Here is a 24,366-nt window from a genome sequence, read left to right as displayed (position 1 = left end):
TGATAGGGGAAAAACACTTATGAAAGGAGTATGAAAATGCAATATATTAATGGGGTATGGCGTCATTCCGTTTCAGGAAAAACTTATTCTGTCTATAACCCGGCAACTGGAGAGGTCATTGAAGAAGTGGCAAGAGGAGGAAAGGAAGAAGGGCATTTAGCAATTGATGCAGCTCAAAATGCGCTGCCTTTATGGGCGAAAAAAACTGCAAAAGAACGTTCTATGTATTTAAAAACAGTAGCTGATAAGCTGCGCGAACAAATAGAAGATCTCGCAGCAATTATTACAACTGAAATGGGAAAGCCAGTTGCAGAGGCTAAGGGGGAAGTGAATTTAGCAGCAGATTATTTGGAATGGTATGCGGAAGAAGGAAAACGTATCTATGGTGATACCATTCCTGCAAGTTCAGAAACAAAGCGAATCATTGTGCTAAGACAGCCAGTAGGAGTAGTCGGAGCAATTACTCCATGGAATTTTCCAATCGCCATGCTTGCTAGAAAAATTGCTCCAGCGCTTGCTGCTGGATGTACAGTTGTCTTAAAGCCAGCGGAAGCCACTCCTTTAACAGCAATAGAAGTAATGAAGATTTTTCATGAAGTAGGACTGCCAAAAGGTGTGTTAAATTTAGTTCATGGTGATGCGGCTCCAATCGGAGATGCGATGATGGAAAGACAAGAAGTAAGAAAAATCACTTTTACAGGTTCAACAAAAGTAGGAAAAGAGCTTGCAGCAAAAGCATCTGCTACCATGAAGAAGATCTCGATGGAACTTGGGGGCCATGCTCCTTTTATCATTTTTGAGGATGCAGACTTAGAAAGAGCAGCTGAAGGCGTTATTGCAAGTAAGTTTCGCAATGCAGGACAGACATGTATATGCACGAATCGGATTTATGTTCAGAAAACAATTGCAGAACGCTTTTCCGATATTTTAGTAACAAAAATGAAAAATTTGGTTGTTGGAAATGGCTTCTATCCTGAAGTAACCATTGGGCCACTTATAAACGAAGCAGCTGTTGCCAAAACGGAAGAGCATATTCAAGATGCTATCCAAAAAGGCGCTAAAGTCATCTATGGAGGAAAAAAACCAGTTGGCGAAGAATATGACAATGGCCATTTCTATGAACCAACAGTTTTATTACATGCTACTCATGAGATGAAAATTGCGACGGAAGAAACATTTGGACCAGTGGCGCCAATTTTTGAATTTGAAACAGAGGAAGAAGCCTTACATTTTGCTAATGATACTTCCTATGGATTAGCAGCATATTTTTACACAAAAGACATCTCTCGTGTATTTAGAATGTCAGAAGGCCTTGAATATGGCATAATTGGGATCAATGATCCGGTACCAACCACTGAACAAGCACCATTTGGCGGAGTAAAAGAATCAGGAGTCGGTCGCGAAGGTGGAAAGTATGGATTAGAAGATTATTTAGAGTATAAATTTCTTTCATTGGAATTAGATCTCTAAACTTTTTCTAAAAAATAGAGTTAGAATTTCTGACAAAATAGAAGAAAGTCGTACAAAGATATGATATGATCCAATAAACAGAATATTCTATATTTTATATAGGTAGATTTGTTTTGCTTGTGTGCTGCGAGCTTTTGATAGGTTATAGAATGGCTTATTCGTTCTGCTATCTTTAGTGGGGGTGATAATTATATTAGTTGATCAGCTACCAAGAACTCTCGGAGAATTGAAGCAAAGTATCATGAAGGAAAACAATCTTGTCAATCAATTGATTTTTAAGGTTGGGCTAACTGAACAGCAGATTAGTTTAATCGATAATAAAATTATCATTATTGCTAAGCATAAGCGTATTCCTGTACTGGAAATTATAGAAAGTTCAAGTGATAACCTTGCGGAGATTATTGATCGTCTATTAATTGATAAATACAAGGAAATGCTTTTACGCAATTTAGAAGAAAAACTGCATTTCAAGGTGCAGCTAATATTAAAGGATTATGATTCCATGAGAGAGATTAGTGGAACAATTATTATGTTAGACAAGAAAATTGAATCCTATTTGGCTGGTTAAATGAACTCTTTGGAAGAGAGCAGGAAAACCGTCAGAATTAGACTGAGATACAACACTCAGGAAATTCTGGCGGTTTTTTTTATTAATAGAAATATTTTATGAAATGAGGGATTTTAGGGTGTATAAACTAGAAGTTCGCCATACGAATAAGATCTTTAAAAAAGAAGGAAAAGAAGTAGTAGCATTGAGGGATGCCAATTTAAAAATCCAAGAAGGCAAGTTTATCAGCTTAATTGGACCGAGTGGTTGTGGTAAATCGACGTTATTTAATATAATCGCAGGTCTAATGAAGCCTACTACTGGGGAGGTAATCCTCGATGGCAAGAACATTGTTGGCAAGAATGGATATGTGGGCTATATGCTTCAAAAAGATTTGCTTCTACCTTGGAGAAGTATTTTGCAAAATGTCATATTAGGACTAGAAATAAAGGGTGTGAGTAAGAAAGAAGCTGTGGCAAGAGCTAAACCACTTCTTCAAAAATACGGATTAGGGGGATTTGAACATCATTATCCAGATGAATTATCTGGTGGAATGAGACAAAGAGCAGCATTATTACGCACCTTGTTATATGACCAAGATATTATTTTACTCGATGAGCCATTTGGTGCTTTAGATGCCCAGACACGATTATTGATGCAAACTTGGCTGTTAGATATTTGGGCTGATTTTAAGAAAACCATTTTGTTTGTAACCCATGATATTGATGAAGCTATCTATTTATCAGATGAAATTTATGTCTTATCCCCAAGACCAGGCCGATTAAAGGAAAAGGTAGACGTACCATTAGCAAGACCACGCAATCAAGAAACATTATTGCATCCGGATTTCATTGCTTTGAAAAAATACTTATTTGCACTATTAAAGGAAGAAGCAGTTTTAGAAAAATAAGATTCTAGAAAAGAGGAGGAACATAGATGAGAGACAATTCAGAGCAAATTATTTTGCCGCATAAGGTGAAAATGCAAGAGGTAGGTATATTGCCGATTATAGAGGATGAGGAATTAAAGGAAAGAAGGAAGAAGCGAATAACGCTAATTGGGCAAGTTTTAATTGGTATTCTTTTCTTTGTTTTATGGGAACTACTTACAAAGTGGAAAATAATCGATTCTTATTATTGGAGCAGCCCGACGATTATTTGGGAAACGGGTATTATTGCTTTTACAGAAGGAACTTTATGGAGCGATCTTCTATACACTTCAGGTGCTACTATAATCGGCTTTCTTTTTGGCACATTTTTTGGTGCATTGCTTGGATTGTCCTTTTGGTGGTCCTATTTTTACTCCCGAATCACAGAACCATATTTAATTGCTTTTAACGCCATTCCTAAACTTGCATTAGCTCCGGTTTTAGTTATTCTTTTTGGGATTGGCTTCAGCTCAAAAGTTGTTCTGGCATTTATGATGACTGTGATTGTAACAGCTATTGCTGCACATAGTGGGGTGAAAAGTGTGGATGCTGATTTAGAAAAAATGCTTTTCTCCCTTGGCGCAAAAAAACATCATATTTTTGCAAAAGTCGTTATTCCCTCTGCTATGCCGTGGATTGTCAGCAGTTTGAAAATTAATATTGCCTTAGCCTTAGCGGGAACAATCGTAGGGGAATTTATTAGTTCGCGACAAGGGATTGGCAGAATGATTTTGTACGCAGGACAAATTATGAATATAAATTTAGTATGGGTAGGGGTTGTTGTTTTATCCATATTATCAGTGTTGATGTATATAGGGACTGTTTGGCTGGAAAAGCGCTTGTTAAAAGGAAAAAGACTGAGAGAGTAGGGTCTTAGCCAGTTTAGATAATGCAATAGGGGGAGAGTTTACATGAAAAAAAGTCGCTATTTTAAAATTTGTGTTTATTTAGTACTTCTTTTAATTATTTTTAGCGGGTGTTCCTCCGCAAACGGCACCAGTAGTAAAAAAGAGTCTGAGAATGGAACAAAGAAGCTTGTTATTGCCGAACCAGTACATTTAATTGGCTATCTGCCTTTATATGCAGCGATTCGGGAAGGCTTTTTTGAAGAAGAGGGACTAGAGGTTGAAATAATTACAGCAACAGGCGGTGCCCATGTTACTTCTGTAGTTAGTGGGGATGCATGGGGAAATATTGGTGGTCCAGAATCGAATCAAATGGCCAACACAGGAAATGCTGATCCTATTGTTTCTGTAGTAAATGTTGTAAATCGAGCCAATGTATACTTAATGGCGGATACAGAGCAAACAATAGCCAATACTAGTAAGGAGAAACTTGCTGATTATTTAAAAGGAAAAACCATTGCAGCAGGGCGCTTTGGCGGAAGTCCCAATTTATTAACGCGGTGGTTATTAATGGATGTCGGTTTAGATCCTGAAAAAGATGTCAAACTAGAAGAACCTGCAGATGCAAGTGCTGTCGTTTCATTAGTTGAATCGGGTCAAGCTGATATAGCGAATGGCGCAGAACCACAGATTACCGAAGGAATAAATAAAGGAGTTTGGGCAGCACCCTTTTATAGCTTTGCCAGTCTTGGTGACTACCCATATTCGGTATTAAGCGTGAAAAAATCAACAATAGAAGAAGAGCCAGAGACAGTAAAAAGCTTTGTCAGTGCAGTTATGAAAGGACTTAAGACGATTGATGAGGATCATGAATTGGCGATGAAAATTTTAAAACAAGAATTCCCTTCGACTGCGGAGAAAAGCTTGCAGGCTTCGCTTGATCGGGCTTATGCAGACAGTCTTTGGAGTAAGGATGGCTTTATTTCCGAAGAGGCACTTGCAAAACCAATGGAAGTTGTCGAAAAAACTGGAGTTTATACAAATGGCTATCAATACGATAAGCTAATTGACATGCAATTTGTGGATGAGCTTTCTAAATAACATGGATCATTTTGATGGGAATGCAAAAGGATACAGGTAGGTATAAATTTAACACGAAAGGATGAGGCTGATGAATCAACTAGAATGGAATCCCAAACATACTGCATTACTAATTGTTGATGTTCAAAATGATTATTGTCATAAAGAAGGAAGCTTAGCTCAGCAGGATTTAGATGTATCTATGGTAGATGAAATGATGCCAAATCTAAAAGACATGATCGCTTCGATGAAAGATATAAATGTGCCGATTATTTATATACAAACAATTCATGAGGACAGCACAGATTCAGAAACGTGGATTAAGCGACTAAAGGGAAAAAATCAGAAGGGGCTTTGCCGAAAGGATACATGGGGAGCAGGATTTTATCAATTGGAACCAGAGAAGAATGATGTTATCGTAATAAAACATAGATATAGTGCATTTATTAATACAAGATTGGATTCTGTTCTGAGAGCATTAAAAATTGAGACGCTGTTAATGGCAGGTGTTAGCACAAATATATGTGTGGAATCAACAGCAAGAGATGGTTTTATGCTGGATTATGATGTTATTTTCTTATCAGATTGTACGGCAGCCTTCTCAAAAGAGGCACATGAGATGACCTTGCAAACCATTAACCAGTTCTTTGGTACAGTTGCCACCAGTAAAGAAGTGGTTAAATCTATTCATGCTCTACAGTAGAAAGAGAATAGCTTAATTGGAGGAAACGGGGGAGAAGTTTATAATACTCTCATTCCTCCTCTTTCGATTTGAATGCATAGCATAAAGGATGATTTAAATGACAAAAAATAAGCTGAGTTTTTTAGAAGTAAGAAAAGAAGCATCAGCCTCGAGCCAAAAATTCCAATCTATACTTTTACTGCTATCTGTTTGTACGGGTGCTTTTTTGTCCCACTTTTCTGCTGGATTTGTCAATATTGCCTTAACCGATATATCCATTGACTTTTCGGCAAAGCTTTCTGTTACCCAATGGATTGTCAATGGCTATCTATTGGCGATTATGTTGTTTTTACCGTTGATGGGGAAACTAGCAGATCAGTTTGGAAAGAAGCGTATACATAATCTTGGCTATTTAGTTTTTGCGGTGGGAGCATGTGGATCCGCCCTGTCTTTCAATATTCCTATGTTGATTATTGCTAGAGTAATCCAAGGTAGTGGGGCAGCAATGCTTCAAGCAGTTAATATGGCAATTGTGACAGATGTTTATCCTGAGAAACATCGAGGAAAAGCCCTTGGGATTATCAGTACATCTGTCGGAATCGGAGCATTATTAGGTCCCTCTGTTGGTGGATTTTTTATCGAATCCTTTTCTTGGCATATCTTATTTTGGACTGTTGTTCCAATAAGTATTGGAGCCTATTTTTTAGCACAGAAATTTGTTCCAATTGACCGCCATTTTGAACATTCTAGCTTTGATTACAAAGGCAGTATCTATTTTGGGATAGGGATTGTTTCCTTTGTTTTTGTTCTCAACTCGATTGGCGAGGGAGCTTATAAGATCTATTTATTAGGGATTGCCTGTGTTAGTGTTGCCTGTTTTCTTTTCTTTTTCTTCCATAGTAAGAAGGAGGAGCACCCGTTTATCCAACCGTCGATTTTCTCTTCCCCCATTGTGAAAGCCGGTGGATTAATCTTAATGACAAGCTATTGTGCAGCATTTGCTTCGACTGTTATATTACCTTTTTATTTACGAGGTGTTTTAGGCTTTTCTGCTGAGCAGTCAGGACTTTTATTAATGTGTTATCCATTGCTTCTGGCAGTACTTGGTCCTATTAGTGGATCGTTAGCAGACCGGTTTGGGGGAGAAAAGGTAGTCCTAGTTGGTTTAGGGCTTTTATGTATAACGATGCTTGGGCTGAGCTTCCTATCTCCTGGGACATCCTTACCTACATTAATTATATTGCTTTGTTTATTGGGGTTCTCGATGGGGATCTTAACATCGCCCAATTACAGCATAATGATGCTATATGTTCCCTTACAATTCTTAGGAATGATGAGCAGTACTATTGCCTTGCTAAGAAATATTGGAATGGTAATCGGGACAGCGCTAGCGATTACTTTTATGAATATGTGGTTAGATGGAACGATTACTGATTGGATGAATGATACAAGACGCTCGGAATTTGAGGCAGTCATGTTAGGCTTTCACTATTTATTTCTGCTTTTATTTGTTCTTCTGGTATTAATTGCTATTTATTTTGTTTATTCTGTCTGGAGAAAAAAGAAGGAGGAGTAGAGTGGAAGAAGGATGAAAAATTAATATTTATAGGGAATACTCGATGAAATGAATGGTGATTTTGGCTAAAAGTAGCGAGAAATTAGTCAAATACACCGGGGAATCAGGGGAAATAGGAGGGAATCAGCCAACCGGAGCGAGAAATCAGCCAAAGTAAGAAAATATCAGCCAACCGGAGCGAGAAATCAGCCAAAGTAGAAAAATATCAGCTAACCGGAGCAGGAAATCAGCCAAAGTAAAAAAATATCAGCCAACCGGAGCGAGAAATCAGCCAAAGTAGAAAAATATCAGCCAACCGGGGCAGGAAATCAGCCAAAGTAAAAAAATATCAGCCAACCGGAGCAGGAAATCAGCCAAAGTAAAAAAATATCAGCCAACCGGAGCAGGAAATCAGCCAAAGTAAGAAAATATCAGCCGATCGGGGCAGGAAATCAGCCAAAGTAAAAAAATATCAGCCAACCGGGGCAGGAAATCAGCCAAAGTAAGAAAATATCAGCCAACTGGGGCAGGAAATCAGCCAAAGTAAGAAAATATCAGCCGATCGGGGCAGGAAATCAGCCAAACCACAAATCATTATTCCATTCCCCTCAAAAAAACACCCGAAAAGTAATTTTTACGCTAACTTTTCGGGTCTTCTTGCTTCAAAAAAATTTAGTTTTCACTATTAAACTGAGACACACTTTTCATTAATTCATCTGCCATGCTGGATAAGGATTCAGCAGAAGCTTTAATTTCTTCCATCGATGCTGATTGTTCTTCTGTAGAAGCGGCAACTTCTTCTGTACTATTTCCATTTTCTTTAGCAAGAAGGGTAATTTCATTTGCAACCTCGACCACATCTTTAATCTGTATTGTGATGGTAGCAACTGTTTGGGCAACCTCTTCTATTTCTGGGGCCACCTTTTGAGTGTTGGACACAATGGTCGAGAAGGATTCAACCGTATTTGTTGAAATAGTTACTCCGTTCTTCGCTCGATCCATTGTCTCATTTAACATGGTGACTGCGTCGGATGTATCCTGCTGAATTCCATGTAAAGATTGGGAAATATCTTGTGCGGAAGCTTGAGACTGCTCCGCTAATTTACGAACTTCATCGGCTACAATGGCAAAGCCTTTGCCGTTTTCTCCTGCTCTAGCCGCCTCAATAGCCGCGTTTAATGCTAATAAATTTGTTTGCTCGGCAATATTACTTATTAACTCAATCATTTTTCCTATTTCTTGTGATCGGTCAGCTAAAGAAGCAATAATCGAATTGGAACGTTGTACAGAGTCATAAATGAATTTCATTTGTGTTAAATTATCTTCGATTTGTTTTGTTCCCTTTTCTGCATTTGTAAAGGCAGCTTGTGATAAGGCAGACACATGCAAAGAACGATCCTGAATCGCCTCTACTCCGGTTAAAATTGAATCTAAGGCAAGCGTATTGCCAGATATTTTAACAATTGCATGTTCATTGCTAGCAGCAATTGCCTGAATAGAGGAAGCAATGGCTGCAGACGCATTGCTTGATTGTTCTGCACTTGCATTTAATTGCTCTGCAGATGCTGCTACAAGATTTGAGCTTTCTGTCATGTTAACAATCATTTTTGCTAAATTCTCTTTCATTTGTTCAAAAGCTTCATTTAATTGATAAATTTCATCTCTGGATTTTATTGGGGATTTTGCTGTGTGTAAGTTCCCTTTTGCGACTTTTTGCATATTTGTTTTTAAATACTGAATTGGTTTCATAATAAGAGCTGATTGAAGGAAACCCATTACGATAGATAGCAACGTAACTAATACACTAAAAATAAGTACCAGCATCATTCTTTGTTCAGAATCTGTATGAGCTCTTTCAACCTCTGGATTCAAAATATCATGGGTCAGCCAAATATTAAAAGCTTCCGTTTGATCAGATAAGCTGTCAGATAATGTCGTAATCTCATCTAAAGCAGATGGAGAAGGGTTATTACTATTCATCAATGCATTCGCCTTATGAGTAAGTTCTTTGTTTAAAGTCTGTATATCCTTTAATCGCTTTACTGTTTCTGCCTCAGTAGAGATTTCTATCCCAGTGTTAACAAGCGTATCAATATTTGTGCTTGCGCCATTTACTCTATTTTTATAGGCATCAGTTCTATAAACAAAATAACCCCTTAAGTTTGAAATTTCTCTAGCTGCATTTGTCTGTATTTGTTCAGAAATAGAGCGTAATTCTGTTACGGTTTCAATTACATAATCATAAGTTTCTACTGTTTCTTTTGTACTTTTATAAGAATAATAGGACAGAATCATAAATAAAATAGAAACAATCAGAAAGCTTGCTAATAATTTATACCTGATGGAAATTTTCATACTGTTCGCCTTCCTTTTTTAATGTAAATAATCCTCATATATCAAAATTAAAAGATACCTTGAATATTATCGACGGAAATTTGCTTATTTTTAGTAGAAAATTCAAAAGTCGGAATAAAAAGAAAAGAGGTAATTATTTGAATTAATGGTTTTGTTGCTTCTATCAATAACTGTAGGAATGATTTAGGAAGAAGAGGGGTATACAGTAATATCAATTGACAAAGAGGTGTGCATCCATGGGGAATCCAGATATTACAATGTATTATTTCGAACAGAATAGATATATACCCAATCATCCTTATCTCCCAGCACTTCATTATAAAAGGGCAATGGAGAATAAGGAAGACGAAATGGAAAAGGTCTTTCAGCAAAATAATTGGAAAAATACCTGGTCAGGAGGAGTATTCTCCTATCATCATTATCACAGCAATGCCCATGAAGTTCTGGGGATAAAAACAGGCTCTGCTTTATTACAAATAGGCGGAGAAGGTGGATCCAAGCTTATTGTAAAGAGTGGTGATGTCTTATTGCTTCCTGCAGGAACTGGTCATAAGAAATTATCTGCCTCTCCAGAATTTGAAGTGATCGGTGCATATCCAAATGGGGAAGATTATAATATAAAAACAGATGTAGAGAAAGACTTAGATGGTGTACAGGAAGAGATTGAAAGTGCATTTTTTCCAGCTGCTGATCCAGTCTATGGAGAAAACGGCCCGCTGTCAAAGATGTGGAGACAAAAATGATGTGCGTGAAATGGATCTAGGAATCTTATTGGGATAGGAACTACGACCTAATTGGTGAAGAGTGTTCCACAAGAATGGTTTTGAAAAAATCTTTACTTATATACATATTTTAGGTAATGTAAAGATATATGGTTAATTAATTTAAAGGTGGGAGAACAGCGACAATGGCTTATAAAGAGATCGTAGAAAAGTGGACAAGTTTTGCAGGATTAGAAGCGAACTTAAAAACGCAACTAACAGAATTACAAACATCTGATAAGTTGCTGGAGGACAGTTTTTACAAACATTTAGAATTTGGTACAGGCGGTATGCGTGGAGAACTAGGACCTGGTATTAATCGCATGAATATTTATACTGTTCGTAAAGCAGCAGAAGGATTAGGGAAATACATAGTAGAGCAAGGAGAAGAAGCGATGAAGCGCGGGGTAGCTGTAGCGTATGATTCTCGTCATCAATCTCCAGAATTTGCCCTAGAAGTTGCGAAAGTAGTAGGTAAGCTTGGAGTTAAATCCTATGTGTTTGAAGAGCTTCGTCCTACACCTGCATTATCTTTTGCTGTACGCTATTTAAATACATTTGCGGGAGTAGTGATTACCGCTAGTCACAATCCTCCTGAGTATAATGGCTTTAAAGCATACGGAGAAGACGGTGGACAACTTCCTCCTGAGGCTGCAGATATCATTATTAAATATGTAAATGAAGTCGAAGATGAGCTTACAATTGAAGTTTTAGAGGAAAAAGAGTTACTAGAAAAAGGTTTATTAACATATATTGGTGCAGAAGTAGATGCTGCCTATGTAGAACAACTAAAAACAATCCAATTAAATCGTTTGCCAGAAGCAAAGGATTTAAAAATTGTTTATACTCCATTACATGGTACTGGAAACAAGCCAGTCCGTGCTGGTTTAGAAGCGTTTGGATTTGAAAATGTAACAGTTGTGAAAGAACAAGAATTACCTGATGCTAACTTTTCTACCGTAAAATCACCTAATCCAGAAGAGCATGCAGCTTTTGAAATTGCGATTCGTTACGGCAAAGAAATCGATGCTGACGTTCTCCTTGCTACAGATCCAGATGCAGATCGACTAGGGGTTGCAGTGAAGGATACAAGTGGCGAATACACAGTTCTTACCGGAAATCAATTAGGTGCATTAATGCTTGAATACTTATTGTCTGAGAAAAAAGCAAAAGGAATGCTTCCAGAAAATGGCGTTGTCATTAAAACAATCGTTACCTCTGAAATCGGCCGCACGATTGCAAAATCTTATGGCATTCCAACTATTGATACTTTGACAGGGTTCAAGTTTATTGGAGAGAAAATTAAAGAGTTTGAACAAACACATGAGCATACATTCCTTTTCGGTTATGAAGAGAGCTATGGCTATTTAATCGGTGATTTCGTGCGCGATAAAGATGCTGTTCAATCTGCTATTTTTGCTGCAGAGGTTGCTGCTTATTATAAAGCAAAAGGATTAACGCTTCATGAAGGTTTACTAGAAATCTTTAAAAAGTATGGCTTCTACCAAGAAGGTTTAGAATCATTAACATTAAAAGGAAAAGATGGAGCAGAGCAAATTGCATATATTATGGATACTTTCCGTAAAGCTCCTATCAAAGAGGTTAAGGGCTTAAACGTTGTAGCAGTGGAAGACTATTTAACAAGTAAGCGTTCAGAAGGTCTAACAGAAACATTGATTGATCTACCAAAATCTAATGTAATTAAATATTATTTAGAAGATGGTTCATGGTTCTGCCTTCGTCCATCTGGAACAGAGCCAAAAGCGAAATTCTATTTTAGCGTAAATAGTTCTTCTTTAGAAGAAAGCACAAGTAAGCTAGAAGCACTGAAGCTAGGCGTAATGGAGCAAGTGAATGCAGTAATCGACGGATATAATAAATAAATTACCAAAACTCCTTCAAGATTGTTTGGGAAAAGCGAAGTGATATTCTTTTTCTAGACATTCGATGAAGGAGTTTTTTTATTGATAAAAATAAAAAAAGCAAAACTTTAAATTTGAACGTTATATCTGCTCCAAAACTTAAAAATCGCTTAGGCGAAATCTTCGTTTTCTTTATGCAAACACGCTCAAAACTTGAATTTTCGGCATTTTCCCTCTGCTCTAATTTATAGTATGATTTTACTAATTTAAGAGAGAAGGGAGGGAGAAGATGATCAATCAAGTTACTTTAGTAGGAAGGCTAACGAAAGATCCAGAACTGCGAGTAACACAAGAAGGAACTTCTATTGTCCATGTGACTGTTGCAGTAAATAGAAACTACAAGAATCAAGCTGGTGATTATGATGCAGATTTTGTGCAATGTACCTTTTGGAATAAGGTAGCGGAAAATACAGCTCAGTATTGTCATAAAGGCTCTCTAGTTGGAGTCGTTGGCCGAATACAGACAAGAAACTATGAAAATCAAGAGCGGAAAAAGGTCTATGTAACAGAAGTTATTGCTGAATCCGTACGTTTCTTGGACCCTAAAAAACTAGAACAAACCATTCCTTAAAGGAGGAAAACAAGGTGAATAATGTACCAGATTTAATGGTTACATTAATTAAAATGCAGGCAAAGACTAATGAAAAATTAGAACAATGTAATGTAAGAATAAAACAGCTAGAACATATTATTCAGATGGAAACTATCACTCGAACTTCCCCAACATCTTAAGACTTTCACCATATACACTACTCACACAAAAATTATCTTTCCGTTTCAAAGCTCTTTCTTTGAAACACCATCCTTTATTAGAAAAAATCAATACACACTTCGATTCTATTCCCCATTATTTAGTGTCCAATGTGACACTTTTTTTGTTTGCAGGTGAAGTGAAATAGAAAAGATACCTTAATAGATTAACTATTAAGGTTGAAACGCTACCATATTTTAAAATATTCTAACAATTTATTCGTTGCTATTTTCTAGTATTGTTAACATTGCACGAACTTCTTCTTGTGTTAAGCCCTGCTTTTTTGCCTCCGAGATAAGCGATAACCATTCACTATCCAAATTGCTTTCAGTTTGAATTTCGGTGGGAAACAAATTAATCATGATAATTAACCTCCTTATAGAATATAAGGTGGCCCAGCCATCATAGTAAAAAAATCTACCTTAGACCCGAAGCTTTGCGTCCCACCCTTTCAGATGGTTTGCCTTTATCTGTTAATTGTACAATAAAATTTTATCACTATTATCCAAAAGTTAATAACATTTTCATATGAAATCTTTCGACATATTCCAACATTTGTGTAGTGAATATTTCTTAATAAAGAGAAAAGTTTTACAAATTAGAAGTCCTACTTTGTAGAGGGATTGTTAGCTTGAATTGTTTCTAGTAGACAATTTTTATATAATAGAAAAGGGCTTTTTTAAAAAATTTCTCATTAGGGGATACAAAATGGATAAGAAATGGCTAGGAAATTTAAAAGTAAATGTTATAAGCTCAAAAGAAGCTATTAAGTATATAAAGGAAAAACTAGACAAAAGAATAGCAACGGATGTTTTTTTTCTAAATGACCATGGATATAATATTGCCCAAAAGGACACAGAATATCGGGAAATGCTGAATAATGCTGATTTATTGTTAAATGATGGAATTGGTATTGAAATGGGAGCAAAGCTTTTCGGCTTTTCTTTTAAGGAGAATTTAAATGGTACAGATTTTATTCCGGCTTTATTTGCATCATTAAATGAAGAGAAGCGTAATCAACCATATCGAGTGTTTCTTTTGGGAGCTAAACCAGGTGTTGCCCAAAAGGCACAAGAGCGGCTGCAGCAAACATATCAAAATATTTTATTTGTAGGTAATCAGGATGGTTATTTCCCGAAAGAGAATACGGAAAATATAATTAGTCAGATTAATGAAAGTAAAGCAGATATCCTTTTAGTAGGATTTGGAATGCCGTTACAGGAACAATGGATTAATGAATATCGTTCAAAGCTAGAGAGTACGATTACGATGGCAGTAGGTGCTTTTATTGATTTTTCTTCCGGTGAAGTGACAAGAGCTCCTAAAATCTTTCGCGACCTCCGGCTTGAGTGGCTATATCGAATGGGTAAAGAACCGAGAAGATTATGGAAACGCAATGTCGTTGGACATGCCTCCTTTTTCTACTCTATTTATAAACAAAGAAAAACAAACTGAAAAATGCCAGATAAGGAAAAAAACTTATCTGGCATTTTCTTATTTATTTGCTGTATGTTTCTTTCTTCGAATAAATATTACCGTTCCAATTACTAGCAGACCTAACCCGATTAAAATAAGGTTATAAGAGTCAGTGGCAGTATTAGGAAGTGCTGCTATTCCATTCCCTTTGTTAGGAGTGGTTGAGGGTTCTGCTGCTTGTTTAGAACCCTGATTGTTGGAACCATCTGATCCAGGTTGATTCCCTCCATTATCATTAGATGTTGGAGGCGTTTCTGAATCCGTTTCTCCAGGAGTAGAAGGTACCTCTGGTTCTGTAGGGTGAGGCGGCTTTGCTTGCCCCGCATCTACTAATAAAACAGTTCCGCCGTATTCTCTAGAAGGAATGGTTAGCGTAATTTTATTTTCACTAATAGAATATGTTTTACCAGAATATAAGTCTACTGCTTCTTTCATAAATGGAACCTCAAAGGTTGCGTCTGTCGCTGTTTCCTTCGTATTGAGAGCAACAAAAATTTGTTGATTTGTGTATTCGCGTTTAAAGACAGAATAACCTTCCGCGTCACTACCTGCTAGGTGAGTACGAGTCCCTTTGGAAAATATGCTGGAGTATTTTTTCCTAACATTTAATAGTTTTGTATAATGCTCCAGAACATCGTTGTTTTTCGTTAGATTCCATTCCATGTCATAGCGGTTATCATAGTAGGGATAATTATTTGCCCCTGACAGACCAAGCTCTTCTCCATAGTAAATGACAGGTTGACCTTTAGACGTAATTTGCAATGCAGCTGCAAGCTTAAGCTTGCCAATATCACCATCTACAGATTCTAAAAAGCCATCTTCATCGTGACTACCTAGAAATTGCCCTAATGTGCCTGTGTTTGAAAGCTTATTGTTTCTCTCTTCTAACGCACTTTGGACACGCTCTATATGACCATTGGCAAAGTCACGTGCTAAATTCTTAAAATCAAAATCTAATAAGGAGTCCATCATCCCGCTATTTAAATAGCCTTGGTCATCATTCACTTGAGCTCCCCATGCTTCTCCAATTAATTTAAAGGTTGGCAAAACTTTTGTTAATTCATTTTTAAAGCTTGACCATGTTGTATTTTCAACGTGTTTTACGGTATCCACGCGGAAGTAATCAATGGTATTTCCTTTCGCTGTCTTTGATTTTTCAATCCAGCTAGTTTGCCAATCTACAATTTGCTTCCTTACATCTGGATCCTCCGTTAAGAAATCAGGCAGTCCTGATAGCTCGCCTTGTACAGTATCTGTGCCGCCATCACGGAACATTCCAGCAAAACGATTTCTATCTTCAGCAGTAGGGAAGTTGGCGATTTTTCCATCATTTACGGCATCACTTGCTTTTAACCCATAGCCCGCATGATTTACGACAACGTCCACCATAATTTTTATTCCACGTTCATGGGCTGCATCAATTAGTTCATGGAAATCCTCCATTGTTCCAAAATGAGGATTCAATTTTTCAAAATTACTAGCCCAATATCCATGATATGCATAATAAGGAGTATCTGGATTTTCATAGCGAACATCATACTGGATATTTTCTACTATCGGATTAATCCATATTGTATTGATTCCTAGATTTTCGAGATAATCTAGCTTTTTCGTAATTCCTTTAAAGTCTCCACCATGATAGGTCCCAGGTTTACTTGGATCATAGCCAATGCCATATGGATCATTATTCGCTGAATTTCCATCGAAGAATCGGTCTGTTAGCATAAAGTAAATTCTTGCTTCATCCCAGTCAAAATCATCTTTTCCCACTGATTGTCTTGCTTTAACCGTGATTTTTGCTTGATCGGTATGAGTGTTGCCATACAGATCAGTGATGTAAACGGGAATTTCTTTCGCCCCTGTAGTGGTATTTTGGTCAATGGCGATGGTAAGCTCCTTTAATTTTGGATCAATTGCTACTTTTTCTTTTCCGCCAATAGCGCGTAAATCAGCATATACTTCACGGATAGCTGTATTTTTGTTTGTTTGCCAATCAACGGAAAGGACGGCATTATCGTTATAAGTCACTTCTTTTGGAGTGATATCTGTAAGCAAGTCAAAATCTGCTTTTTCATAGACAAGCATAGATGCTCCATTTTCCGTATTATATGGATCAGTTACTTCTGTTTCGATGCCATCGATTGTTACAAAGAAAGAATAGGGATGCTTTCCTTCAGGGATATTTTCTATTGTATAGGAAAAACGCTCATTTTTTGCTTCATTCGTCATGTTATAACGTTTTCCATTAAATTGAAGTTCTACTTTTTCTATTTTATTCATTTCGTTTTTTGCATATAAATCTTTGTCTCTGTAGTAGAAGGTAGCATTTCCGTTTTCTAAAACGGGTCCAGTGACTTCAGGCACAATATATAGCTCCTCTTGACCACTTGTAACATAAACTTTTGTGATTAAATCCGATGTATTTAGAGGAATGTAACGATCGCCATTTCCTTCTTTAATAGCTGTATCCCAATTTTCGCCTTTTCGTAAAATAAATCCAACGCTTTGGGCGGCTTCGCTTACATTAATTGCTGCAGTCGCCATTCCATGAAGGTTGCGATCAAAATCAATTTGGTCATCTTTTACACCAGTTCCCCATACCCAGATATTCCAGTCTTTATAATCCAAATCAGGACGATCATACATAAATTGAATATGGCGCCTTACATAATCCCCTCCTTTTAAATCTTTTATCGCTTTAATAGCATCATCTTGTGCGTAGAAAACAGTTTCTACTCCTTCAATTATCCATGCTTCTGCAGCTTGTTTGCCATCAGCTATTTTAATAGAGTTCTGTATATCTTGCGCTTCCCAATTTCCTTTGCGAGGAATAATCGTTATTTCATTTTCTGGAAAAGAATAGTTCCCACTTGTAAACGTATAATTATTTGGCACTTCCTCTGTAAATGGAAAGCCATTATCAGGAATCCCACTGTTAAAAATCCATAAATCCCATTTCGTATAGTCTTCATCTAGACGATAATAGTTAATAGTGTACGAATACATATTGCCAACAATATCAATTTTCTTTTCTACCTTTTCCCCATCCTTTTCAACAAGCAGGATAAAGGATTCATTAGTTTTTGCATTGTCTTGTATGGTTAGTCGGCCATCAACAATGTCGATCCCTTCTACTTTCTCTTTCACTGACCAAGTCAGCTCTGTTTCTTTTTGTGTACTGCCATCTTTATTAACTAGCGTCGCTTCTAATGGATAGGATTTACTTTTTTCAACCTTCCCCGGTATAGAATCAAGATTTAAGCCGGGAACAACGAAGCGACTATTGCCATCTTCCATAGTCTCATTGGCTGGATCTGTTATCCATTCATTATCAACAATAAACTTATATTGATAGACGCCGGCTGCAAGATTTGAAATAGAAAGGGACCAGCGATTATCTGTGTCCTTTTTCATGCTTAATGCTCCATTTTGCCAGTCAGTAAAGTTTCCTGCTACTTTCACTTCCTGTGCAGATGCATTGTCATAGGAGAATTGTACAGACTTATCAGCATTGACGATAGGAGAATCTAGTAAATTATTTGCTTTTGCCTTTTTACTTGGAAGATAACCTCCACAGCTTGTGAAAATAAGAAGAAAAATTAAACATAGTGCGAGATAAGGATGTTTTTTCGTTTTCAAAAAACATTCTCCTTTCCATTTTTTTATGAGAACAGAAAGACTTCTGTTACTACCTATGTACTGTAAAGAAAACGATTGCCCTAATAGCATAAAGGTGATTTATTAAGAAAGTGAGTTCATGATGGGGTATTTGTGAAAACGTTTGTGTAAAATAGCAAAATAAGATGTTGTTGCTAGAATGATAGATAGGAAAACTTGAAAGCGGTTTCTTTATTTAGGTCTATTTAAAGATACTATGATTTTGTCTATTTGACAATAGTCTATTCCTTTTTTAGTGTCAATTTACGATTAATATCTTACAGTAAAAAAATTTACAAATAATGTGATAAAATAGAAGGGAGGATAAACTGTTATTAAAGGAGAATTATCTATGATATTAGTAGTAGGTGGGGCTGGCTATATTGGCAGTCATTTGGTTAAAGAATTAGTAGAGAAAGAAGAAGTGATCGTATTAGATAATCTTGCAACAGGTCACGAGGAAGCAGTGGATTCCCGTGCTATTTTTGTAAAAGGAGATCTAGGAAATGCAGACGATTTAGAAGCGATTTTTTCTAAATATCCAATTAAAGCAGTTATGCATTTTGCAGCATATAGTCTAGTTGGAGAATCTGTTCAAGATCCATATAAATATTATGAGAATAATGTAGCCAATACATTAACGTTATTAAATGTTATGTTAAAACATAATGTGAAAAACTTTATTTTCTCTTCAACGGCGGCTACATATGGAATTCCAAAAGAAGAAATAATTGTAGAAACATCAGAAACAGCACCTATTAATCCTTATGGTAGATCAAAATTAATGGTAGAGCAAATTTTAGCTGATTTTCATGCAGCATATGGTCTTCATTATGTGGTTTTACGCTATTTCAATGCTGCTGGTGCTCATGTATCTGGTGAAATCGGGGAAAATCATGATCCAGAAACACACTTAATTCCTATTATTCTTCAGCAATTATTAGGAGAGAGAGAGTCTATTTCTGTCTTTGGCACAGATTATCCGACTGAGGATGGGACATGCATTCGTGATTACATCCATGTGACAGATTTAGCAAATGCTCACATAGCTGCATTAGACGCTCTATTAAATGGAACAAAAGAAGCAGAAACTTACAATCTAGGCAATGGAGTAGGCTATTCCGTCAAACAAGTAATTGAAATGTGTGAAAAGGTTACTGGCACAAAGGCAAATGTGATTTTAGGTGACAGAAGATCAGGCGACCCTGCAAGATTAGTTGCTTCCTCGGAGAAAATATTCAGCGAACTAGGCTGGAAAGCAGAAAGAGGCTTAGAGACAATTATTGAAAGTGCATGGAAATGGCACAATAAATAATAGATAGAAGGCGAAGGAATCCAAACAGTTTCTTCGCTTTTTTTCTAGCATAATGATGTTTATTTTTTAACGGAAAAGGAGTTATAAAATGTTTAATATAAATAAGGTTCATCATATAGCGATTATTTGCAGCAATTACGAAGTATCAAAACATTTTTATGTGGAACTTTTAGGTTTTAAGCCTATAAATGAAGTATACAGAGAAGAAAGAGATTCTTATAAGCTAGACCTTTTAGTAAACAATATCTATCAAATCGAACTATTTTCCTTTCCTAATCCAAGAGAAAGACCAAGTTATCCTGAGGCTGCCGGCTTACGTCATATTGCCTTTGAAGTGAATAATATAGAAGAAACTGTACAGTATTTACAATCGAATAATATTACAGTTGAAGATATTCGGATCGATCCTTTTACGAACAAAAAGTTTACTTTTTTTGCTGATCCTGATGGGTTACCAATTGAATTATATGAGGCTTAATTAGAATGTGCTTTTCCCTTATATTGAGAAAGGGTACAAACAGTTTGTAAAATAAATTGCTTATCCTGAGAACTTAGTAATCTCCAGCTACCAGCTTTTATTTTCATATTTATCATCCTTTCTACTCTTTTTCTTATAGTTTATATATACCGCGTTTGTATTTATTGAAAACACTAAATTATCAACAAATGTTGACAAGTATTTCCCGAGAAATGTCGGCTTATAAAGAAGTTGCAGATTAACAATTGTTAATCTGCCACTTCTTTATATATATTATTGTTTTGTTAACCAGCTATTTATTGTTTGAACAACATTTTTACTAGAATTACCAATTGAATACGTATTCCACTCTTGATGGAAATTTGCTATTTTTTCCATTTTGAAAGATGAATGATGAATAAATTGCACAATTTCTTCCGTTGAATAGGCAATAGGACCGGGAACTAGTTCATGATAAGGAACCCAAAAGCCTCGAGTTTTTCTATATTCATCTAAATCATATGGATAAAAAATCATGGGCTTTTGTAAAAAGGAAAATTCAAAAGGAATTGATGAATAATCGGTTATTAATATATCTGTAATAAATAACAAGTCATTTAAAATAGGATAATCAGAAAAATTATAAACAAAACCATTGTATTCACTAAAATCCATTTGATTAGTTATACTGGGATGAAGTCTCACGAGAAATATATAATCGGATTCTAATCTATCTTTTAAATAGGAAAAATCTAATCGAATTTGATTAGATGATTCTTCTTCGTTTTCGCGAAAAGTTGGAGCATATAAAATGATTTTCTTATTTTTTAGATTAGGATATTTATTATAAAAACTGGTTTTTATTTTTTCCATATGATCTTTATCAAAGAAAATATCAGTTCTAGGTATTCCTGTATTTAATATTTGCTGGGAGGAAGCAGAGAAAGCTTCGCAAAAGATAGCAGACATTTTATCTGATCCAGAGATAATATAGTCAAATTGTTTATAAACGGCTGCAAATCTTTCCTTGGCATTTTTGGAACGATCTTTGACACTTAAGTCATTCCATCCAAATGTTTTAATGGCACCATTGGCGTGCCAAATTTGTAGTTTTTTAACATTTTCTTTGAATGATACAGAAGATAAGAAACCATAATAATTATCCAGCACAATCACTTGAGATGTTGCTAGATGAAAAATTCCTTTCAGAAAAGATAAAGGATACTTGGGAGAAAATAATAAAACCGGATCTGTTATCATTTTGTCATTAAAAAATCGATAGGTTTTATAATCAGCTAATAAAATACATGGGATGTTTGGATTGTTCTTCTTCAGTTCATCATAGAGATGAGTTGTATTTTCAACAAAAGACACACAAAAAACTATTTTCTTCTGTAAAGGAAATAGTTTTGCTATCTCAAATAGAAAAGAAAATAGTTTTAAGTATAAGTAAATGGCTAACTCTCTAACCATTTACTTTAAATAGGTCCTTTTTAATTTTTGTTGTAGAGATTCCAACGGTTCTTGGAAGATACACAACTTCACAATAATCTTTCAAGAAGTCAAATTTTCCTTCCCAATCGTCTCCCATAACGAAAACATCAATATTATGATCCACAACGTCTCTGATTTTTTGATCCCAATCATGCTCTGGAATTACTTCATCCACATAACGGATTGCTTCTAAAATCATTTTGCGATTATCGTAACTATGATATGCTTGTTTGTTCTTAATGGCATTAAATTCATCACTAGAAAGTGCAACAGTTAAGTGATCTCCCAACTCTTTAGCTCGTTTTAAAATATTTATATGGCCCCAATGTAATAAATCAAAGGTACCATAGGTAATAACTTTCTTCATTTTTTTCCTCCTACAATTATAGACAATTTAATAAGGATAGAATTATTAAAAGGCTAATTATTTAAGATGTGTCATTTGAAACACCTATAATAATTGTTCCATGTTTGAATGATGATTGTGAAATCGAAAAACTTTTTTTTAGCTTTCCCTAATTATCTTATTTTAAAACTTTTTCCGCTTATTGACAAGTATCATCATTGCTTTGTCATAAAATGAAATATTTATGCAAAAATTGTTTAAAATAATAGTAAAGAATGTTTTCTTATCATTTATCAAATGAATGCATTTTATCCTTGTTTAGAATAGCGAAAAAAAGTGATTTTTTATTTATTCCTCTCTGCCATTATTTGAAGTTTTACAACCTTTATAAATGTTGCTCTCATGGTTGATTGAATTCCGGCACATTGTTATATATAATGTTGGTTAGGTGTTTTATAAGAGAATGGATGAATAAGAAGTTTGTCGGATAATGGATAAACTTTATAATTCAATAACTTGATTTAATGGAATTTGCATTTTGGAGAGGGGATTCTTAATGAGTGAATCTGGATTTAATCATAAACAAATACAAACGATCAGCATTATCCACAATATGCTCAGTATTCAATTTGGTTTTAAAACAAGTATCTTAGAGGATAATAAAGCATCGTTCCTCATTTTAAATAGAAAGACGGAAAATGAAAAATATCTGCCATTTCATACATTGGACGATGAAAATACGATTGGAAGTTATGAAGTTACCATTGATTTACATAAAGAAAAAGATTTTTTTGGACAATCTGGAGTATGGGATGTCTATATTGTTGTTGAGTCTGAAGAAGATGAATACAAACGATATCGTATCGTAAGTAATCGTCAAGAATTAAATTTGATCTACTATCAATATGCTGATATGGGCACTGTTTTTTATCCATATACAACTAATAAAATGAATCTTTCCCTGAAAACAACGAAAAGGTCTTTTATTTCGAAAGTAGAAGATGCCTATCTTAGTAAAGACGGTTTATTAAATATTAGCGGATATGTATTAGATACAAAGCTTATGGGCGCTAAACATGATATGAAAAAAACACTAATCATTACAAATCATTTAGATGATGAGCAGTATCGTCTTCCTTTAGAGAGTGTGACTAGAACGGATTTAACCGAATTATACGGGGATGGAATCAGAAATTATGATGATATTGGGTTTAAAGGCACCTTTTCTATAAAAGAATATTTACATACATCTGAATTAATCTATTTCCGATTCTATATAGAGCTTTCTTATATAGATAATGGTGAAGAGATAGTAAAGGTCAGTCCAAGATTAACATTCAATCCTTTTAATCCTCTGCAATCGCGAAGAGCTAAAGTGATCAGAATAGATGGAATAGATAGAAGAATTTTTATTAAAAAGACCAAGGTAAAGAGCTATCTTTCCGTCAAAGTATATGTTTACAATCGTTCGAAAGAATGGAAAAGTAGAATCAGAAGAAAATTGACTGATATTAAGAGAAGTCGAAAGATCAAAGCGTTATATAAAAAAGCATTTAAGTTGATGGGATATGCACCGGTTCGAAAAAAATCCGTTGTATTTGAAAGTTTTGCTGGAAAGCAGTTTAGCTGTAATCCAAGAGCGATTTTTGAATATATGCAGGATTTTAATCCTGAATATAAAATGTACTGGAGTGTTGATAAAAAGTACATGAAAAATTTCGAAGGAAGAAATTTAAATATAGTGCCACGCTTCTCTATTAAGTGGTTATTTATAATGGCTAGAGCCCAATATTGGGTGAGTAATAGTCGCTTACCATTATGGATTCCAAAACCAAACCATACAACCTATTTGCAAACATGGCATGGCACGCCACTGAAAAAATTGGCTGCCGATATGGATGAAGTGCATATGCCTGGTACAAATACGGTTAAATATAAGAATAACTTTTTAAAAGAAGCATCTAATTGGGACTATTTAATTTCTCCTAATGCGTATTCTACGGAAATATTTCAAAGGGCTTTCGCTTTTAATAAAACAATGATTGAATCTGGATATCCTAGAAATGACGTGTTACATGTAGATAATACGGCAGAAAACATGGAAGCTTTAAAACAAAAATTTGCTTTACCAATGGATAAGAAGATTATTCTGTATGCACCGACATGGCGAGATAATCAATTTTATGGAAGAGGAAAATATAAATTCGATTTAGAATTAGATTTAAATATGCTTCGTGATCAGCTTGGCGATGAATATATAGTTTTATTGCGCATGCATTACTTAGTAGCTGAAAACTTTGACTTAACACCATACACTGGCTTTGCTTTTGATTTTTCAAATTATGAAGATATTCGAGAACTTTATTTAGTGTCGGATATTTTGGTAACAGACTATTCTTCCGTATTTTTTGACTATGCAAATTTAAGAAGACCAATGATTTTCTTTGTATATGATATTGAAGATTATCGAGATAATTTACGTGGTTTCTATTTTGATTTTGAAAAAACAGCCCCGGGTCCACTAGTGAAAACGACAGAAGAAGTTATTCAATCTATCAAAGAGGCGGAAGTTAACCCAATAAGTGATAAATTCAATACCTTCTATGACAAGTTTTGCTACCTAGAAGAGGGAAAATCTGCTGAAAGAGTAGTAGAAGAGGTTTTTAACAAAAGGTAATCATTAAAAAGTAAAACTTTAAGGCAATAAAAAAAGACCAGTTTAGGT

Annotated in this window: 20 protein-coding genes and 1 riboswitch; of the genes, 15 read left to right on the top strand and 5 right to left on the bottom strand. The window is 35.5% G+C overall.

Features of this window, described 5'->3' with window-relative positions:
- Positions 1 to 36 precede the first annotated feature (36 nt).
- From NX902_RS20260 to NX902_RS20230, 7 genes are all read left to right on the top strand, one after another.
- Positions 37 to 1,470, top strand: coding sequence for an aldehyde dehydrogenase family protein (locus tag NX902_RS20260; RefSeq protein ID WP_163186450.1), 1,434 nt, complete (start codon positions 37 to 39; stop codon positions 1,468 to 1,470).
- Positions 1,471 to 1,651: 181 nt separating this feature from the next.
- Positions 1,652 to 2,038, top strand: coding sequence for a Na-translocating system protein MpsC family protein (locus NX902_RS20255; protein ID WP_141231342.1), 387 nt, complete (start codon positions 1,652 to 1,654; stop codon positions 2,036 to 2,038).
- Positions 2,039 to 2,156: 118 nt separating this feature from the next.
- Positions 2,157 to 2,927, top strand: a complete 771-nt coding sequence (locus tag NX902_RS20250; protein ID WP_445668892.1) for an ABC transporter ATP-binding protein — start codon at positions 2,157 to 2,159, stop codon at positions 2,925 to 2,927.
- 71 nt (positions 2,928 to 2,998) lie between these two features.
- On the top strand, positions 2,999 to 3,814 hold the full coding sequence (locus NX902_RS20245) for an ABC transporter permease (protein ID WP_047943683.1): 816 nt from the start codon (positions 2,999 to 3,001) through the stop codon (positions 3,812 to 3,814).
- A 42-nt stretch (positions 3,815 to 3,856) separates the two neighbouring features.
- A complete protein-coding gene (locus tag NX902_RS20240) occupies positions 3,857 to 4,891 on the top strand; it encodes an ABC transporter substrate-binding protein (protein ID WP_341160947.1) in 1,035 nt (344 codons plus the stop codon).
- Positions 4,892 to 4,961: 70 nt separating this feature from the next.
- On the top strand, positions 4,962 to 5,573 hold the full coding sequence (locus tag NX902_RS20235; protein WP_171509968.1) for a cysteine hydrolase family protein: 612 nt from the start codon (positions 4,962 to 4,964) through the stop codon (positions 5,571 to 5,573).
- A 97-nt stretch (positions 5,574 to 5,670) separates the two neighbouring features.
- Positions 5,671 to 7,128, top strand: coding sequence for an MFS transporter (locus NX902_RS20230; protein WP_095329932.1), 1,458 nt, complete (start codon positions 5,671 to 5,673; stop codon positions 7,126 to 7,128).
- A 651-nt stretch (positions 7,129 to 7,779) separates the two neighbouring features.
- On the opposite strand, the gene NX902_RS20225 is transcribed toward NX902_RS20230, so the two are convergent.
- On the bottom strand, positions 7,780 to 9,462 hold the full coding sequence (locus NX902_RS20225; protein WP_171509967.1) for a methyl-accepting chemotaxis protein: 1,683 nt from the start codon (positions 9,460 to 9,462) through the stop codon (positions 7,780 to 7,782).
- 236 nt (positions 9,463 to 9,698) lie between these two features.
- Between NX902_RS20225 and NX902_RS20220 the strand changes: the two genes are divergently transcribed.
- The 4 genes from NX902_RS20220 (at position 9,699) to NX902_RS20205 (ending at position 12,877) form a co-directional block, all read left to right on the top strand.
- The gene (locus tag NX902_RS20220; RefSeq protein ID WP_095329935.1) at positions 9,699 to 10,205 is read left to right on the top strand and encodes a cupin domain-containing protein; all 507 of its coding nucleotides are present in this window, start codon (positions 9,699 to 9,701) and stop codon (positions 10,203 to 10,205) included.
- A 164-nt stretch (positions 10,206 to 10,369) separates the two neighbouring features.
- Positions 10,370 to 12,106, top strand: coding sequence for a phospho-sugar mutase (locus NX902_RS20215; RefSeq protein WP_123258261.1), 1,737 nt, complete (start codon positions 10,370 to 10,372; stop codon positions 12,104 to 12,106).
- A 268-nt stretch (positions 12,107 to 12,374) separates the two neighbouring features.
- Entirely contained in the window at positions 12,375 to 12,716 is a 342-nt protein-coding gene (locus tag NX902_RS20210; RefSeq protein ID WP_095329937.1) for a single-stranded DNA-binding protein, read from the top strand.
- Positions 12,717 to 12,730: 14 nt separating this feature from the next.
- Entirely contained in the window at positions 12,731 to 12,877 is a 147-nt protein-coding gene (locus NX902_RS20205; protein WP_164463704.1) for a hypothetical protein, read from the top strand.
- A gap of 234 nt (positions 12,878 to 13,111) precedes the next feature.
- On the opposite strand, the gene NX902_RS20200 is transcribed toward NX902_RS20205, so the two are convergent.
- Complete coding sequence (locus NX902_RS20200) at positions 13,112 to 13,258, bottom strand: anti-repressor SinI family protein (RefSeq protein ID WP_095329938.1); 147 nt, start codon at positions 13,256 to 13,258, stop codon at positions 13,112 to 13,114.
- Between the two features lie 24 nt (positions 13,259 to 13,282).
- Positions 13,283 to 13,371, bottom strand: a riboswitch (cyclic di-GMP riboswitch).
- Between the two features lie 233 nt (positions 13,372 to 13,604).
- On the opposite strand from NX902_RS20200, the gene NX902_RS20195 reads away from it, so the two are divergent.
- Positions 13,605 to 14,351: a WecB/TagA/CpsF family glycosyltransferase gene (locus NX902_RS20195; RefSeq protein WP_171509966.1), complete on the top strand. Its 747-nt coding sequence runs from the start codon at positions 13,605 to 13,607 to the stop codon at positions 14,349 to 14,351.
- Between the two features lie 39 nt (positions 14,352 to 14,390).
- On the opposite strand, the gene NX902_RS20190 is transcribed toward NX902_RS20195, so the two are convergent.
- Positions 14,391 to 18,011 (bottom strand): alpha-amylase family glycosyl hydrolase, encoded by a 3,621-nt coding sequence (locus NX902_RS20190; protein ID WP_341160946.1) that lies wholly within the window; start codon positions 18,009 to 18,011, stop codon positions 14,391 to 14,393.
- Between the two features lie 370 nt (positions 18,012 to 18,381).
- On the opposite strand from NX902_RS20190, the gene galE reads away from it, so the two are divergent.
- Both galE and gloA2 read left to right on the top strand, forming a co-directional pair.
- Positions 18,382 to 19,344, top strand: coding sequence for a UDP-glucose 4-epimerase GalE (galE, locus tag NX902_RS20185; protein WP_095329941.1), 963 nt, complete (start codon positions 18,382 to 18,384; stop codon positions 19,342 to 19,344).
- A gap of 88 nt (positions 19,345 to 19,432) precedes the next feature.
- Positions 19,433 to 19,822 carry an SMU1112c/YaeR family gloxylase I-like metalloprotein gene (gene gloA2, locus NX902_RS20180; RefSeq protein WP_095329942.1) on the top strand — a complete coding sequence of 130 codons (390 nt, stop codon included), beginning with the start codon at positions 19,433 to 19,435 and terminating at the stop codon, positions 19,820 to 19,822.
- 273 nt (positions 19,823 to 20,095) lie between these two features.
- Here gloA2 and NX902_RS20175 read toward each other — a convergent pair whose 3' ends face one another.
- A complete protein-coding gene (locus NX902_RS20175) occupies positions 20,096 to 21,274 on the bottom strand; it encodes a CDP-glycerol glycerophosphotransferase family protein (protein WP_235973300.1) in 1,179 nt (392 codons plus the stop codon).
- A complete protein-coding gene (gene tagD / locus NX902_RS20170; RefSeq protein ID WP_095334292.1) occupies positions 21,267 to 21,662 on the bottom strand; it encodes a glycerol-3-phosphate cytidylyltransferase in 396 nt (131 codons plus the stop codon). Before tagD ends, NX902_RS20175 begins: the two co-directional genes overlap by 8 nt.
- A 535-nt stretch (positions 21,663 to 22,197) precedes the next feature.
- On the opposite strand from tagD, the gene NX902_RS20165 reads away from it, so the two are divergent.
- On the top strand, positions 22,198 to 24,318 hold the full coding sequence (locus NX902_RS20165) for a CDP-glycerol glycerophosphotransferase family protein (RefSeq protein ID WP_164464098.1): 2,121 nt from the start codon (positions 22,198 to 22,200) through the stop codon (positions 24,316 to 24,318).
- The last annotated feature ends 48 nt before the right edge of the window (positions 24,319 to 24,366 follow it).

Origin of the sequence: Niallia sp. FSL W8-0954 (assembly GCF_038005605.1) — a bacterium.
GTDB lineage: Bacteria > Bacillota > Bacilli > Bacillales > Cytobacillaceae > Niallia > Niallia circulans_A.
This window is presented reverse-complemented; position numbering and strand designations above follow the sequence as displayed.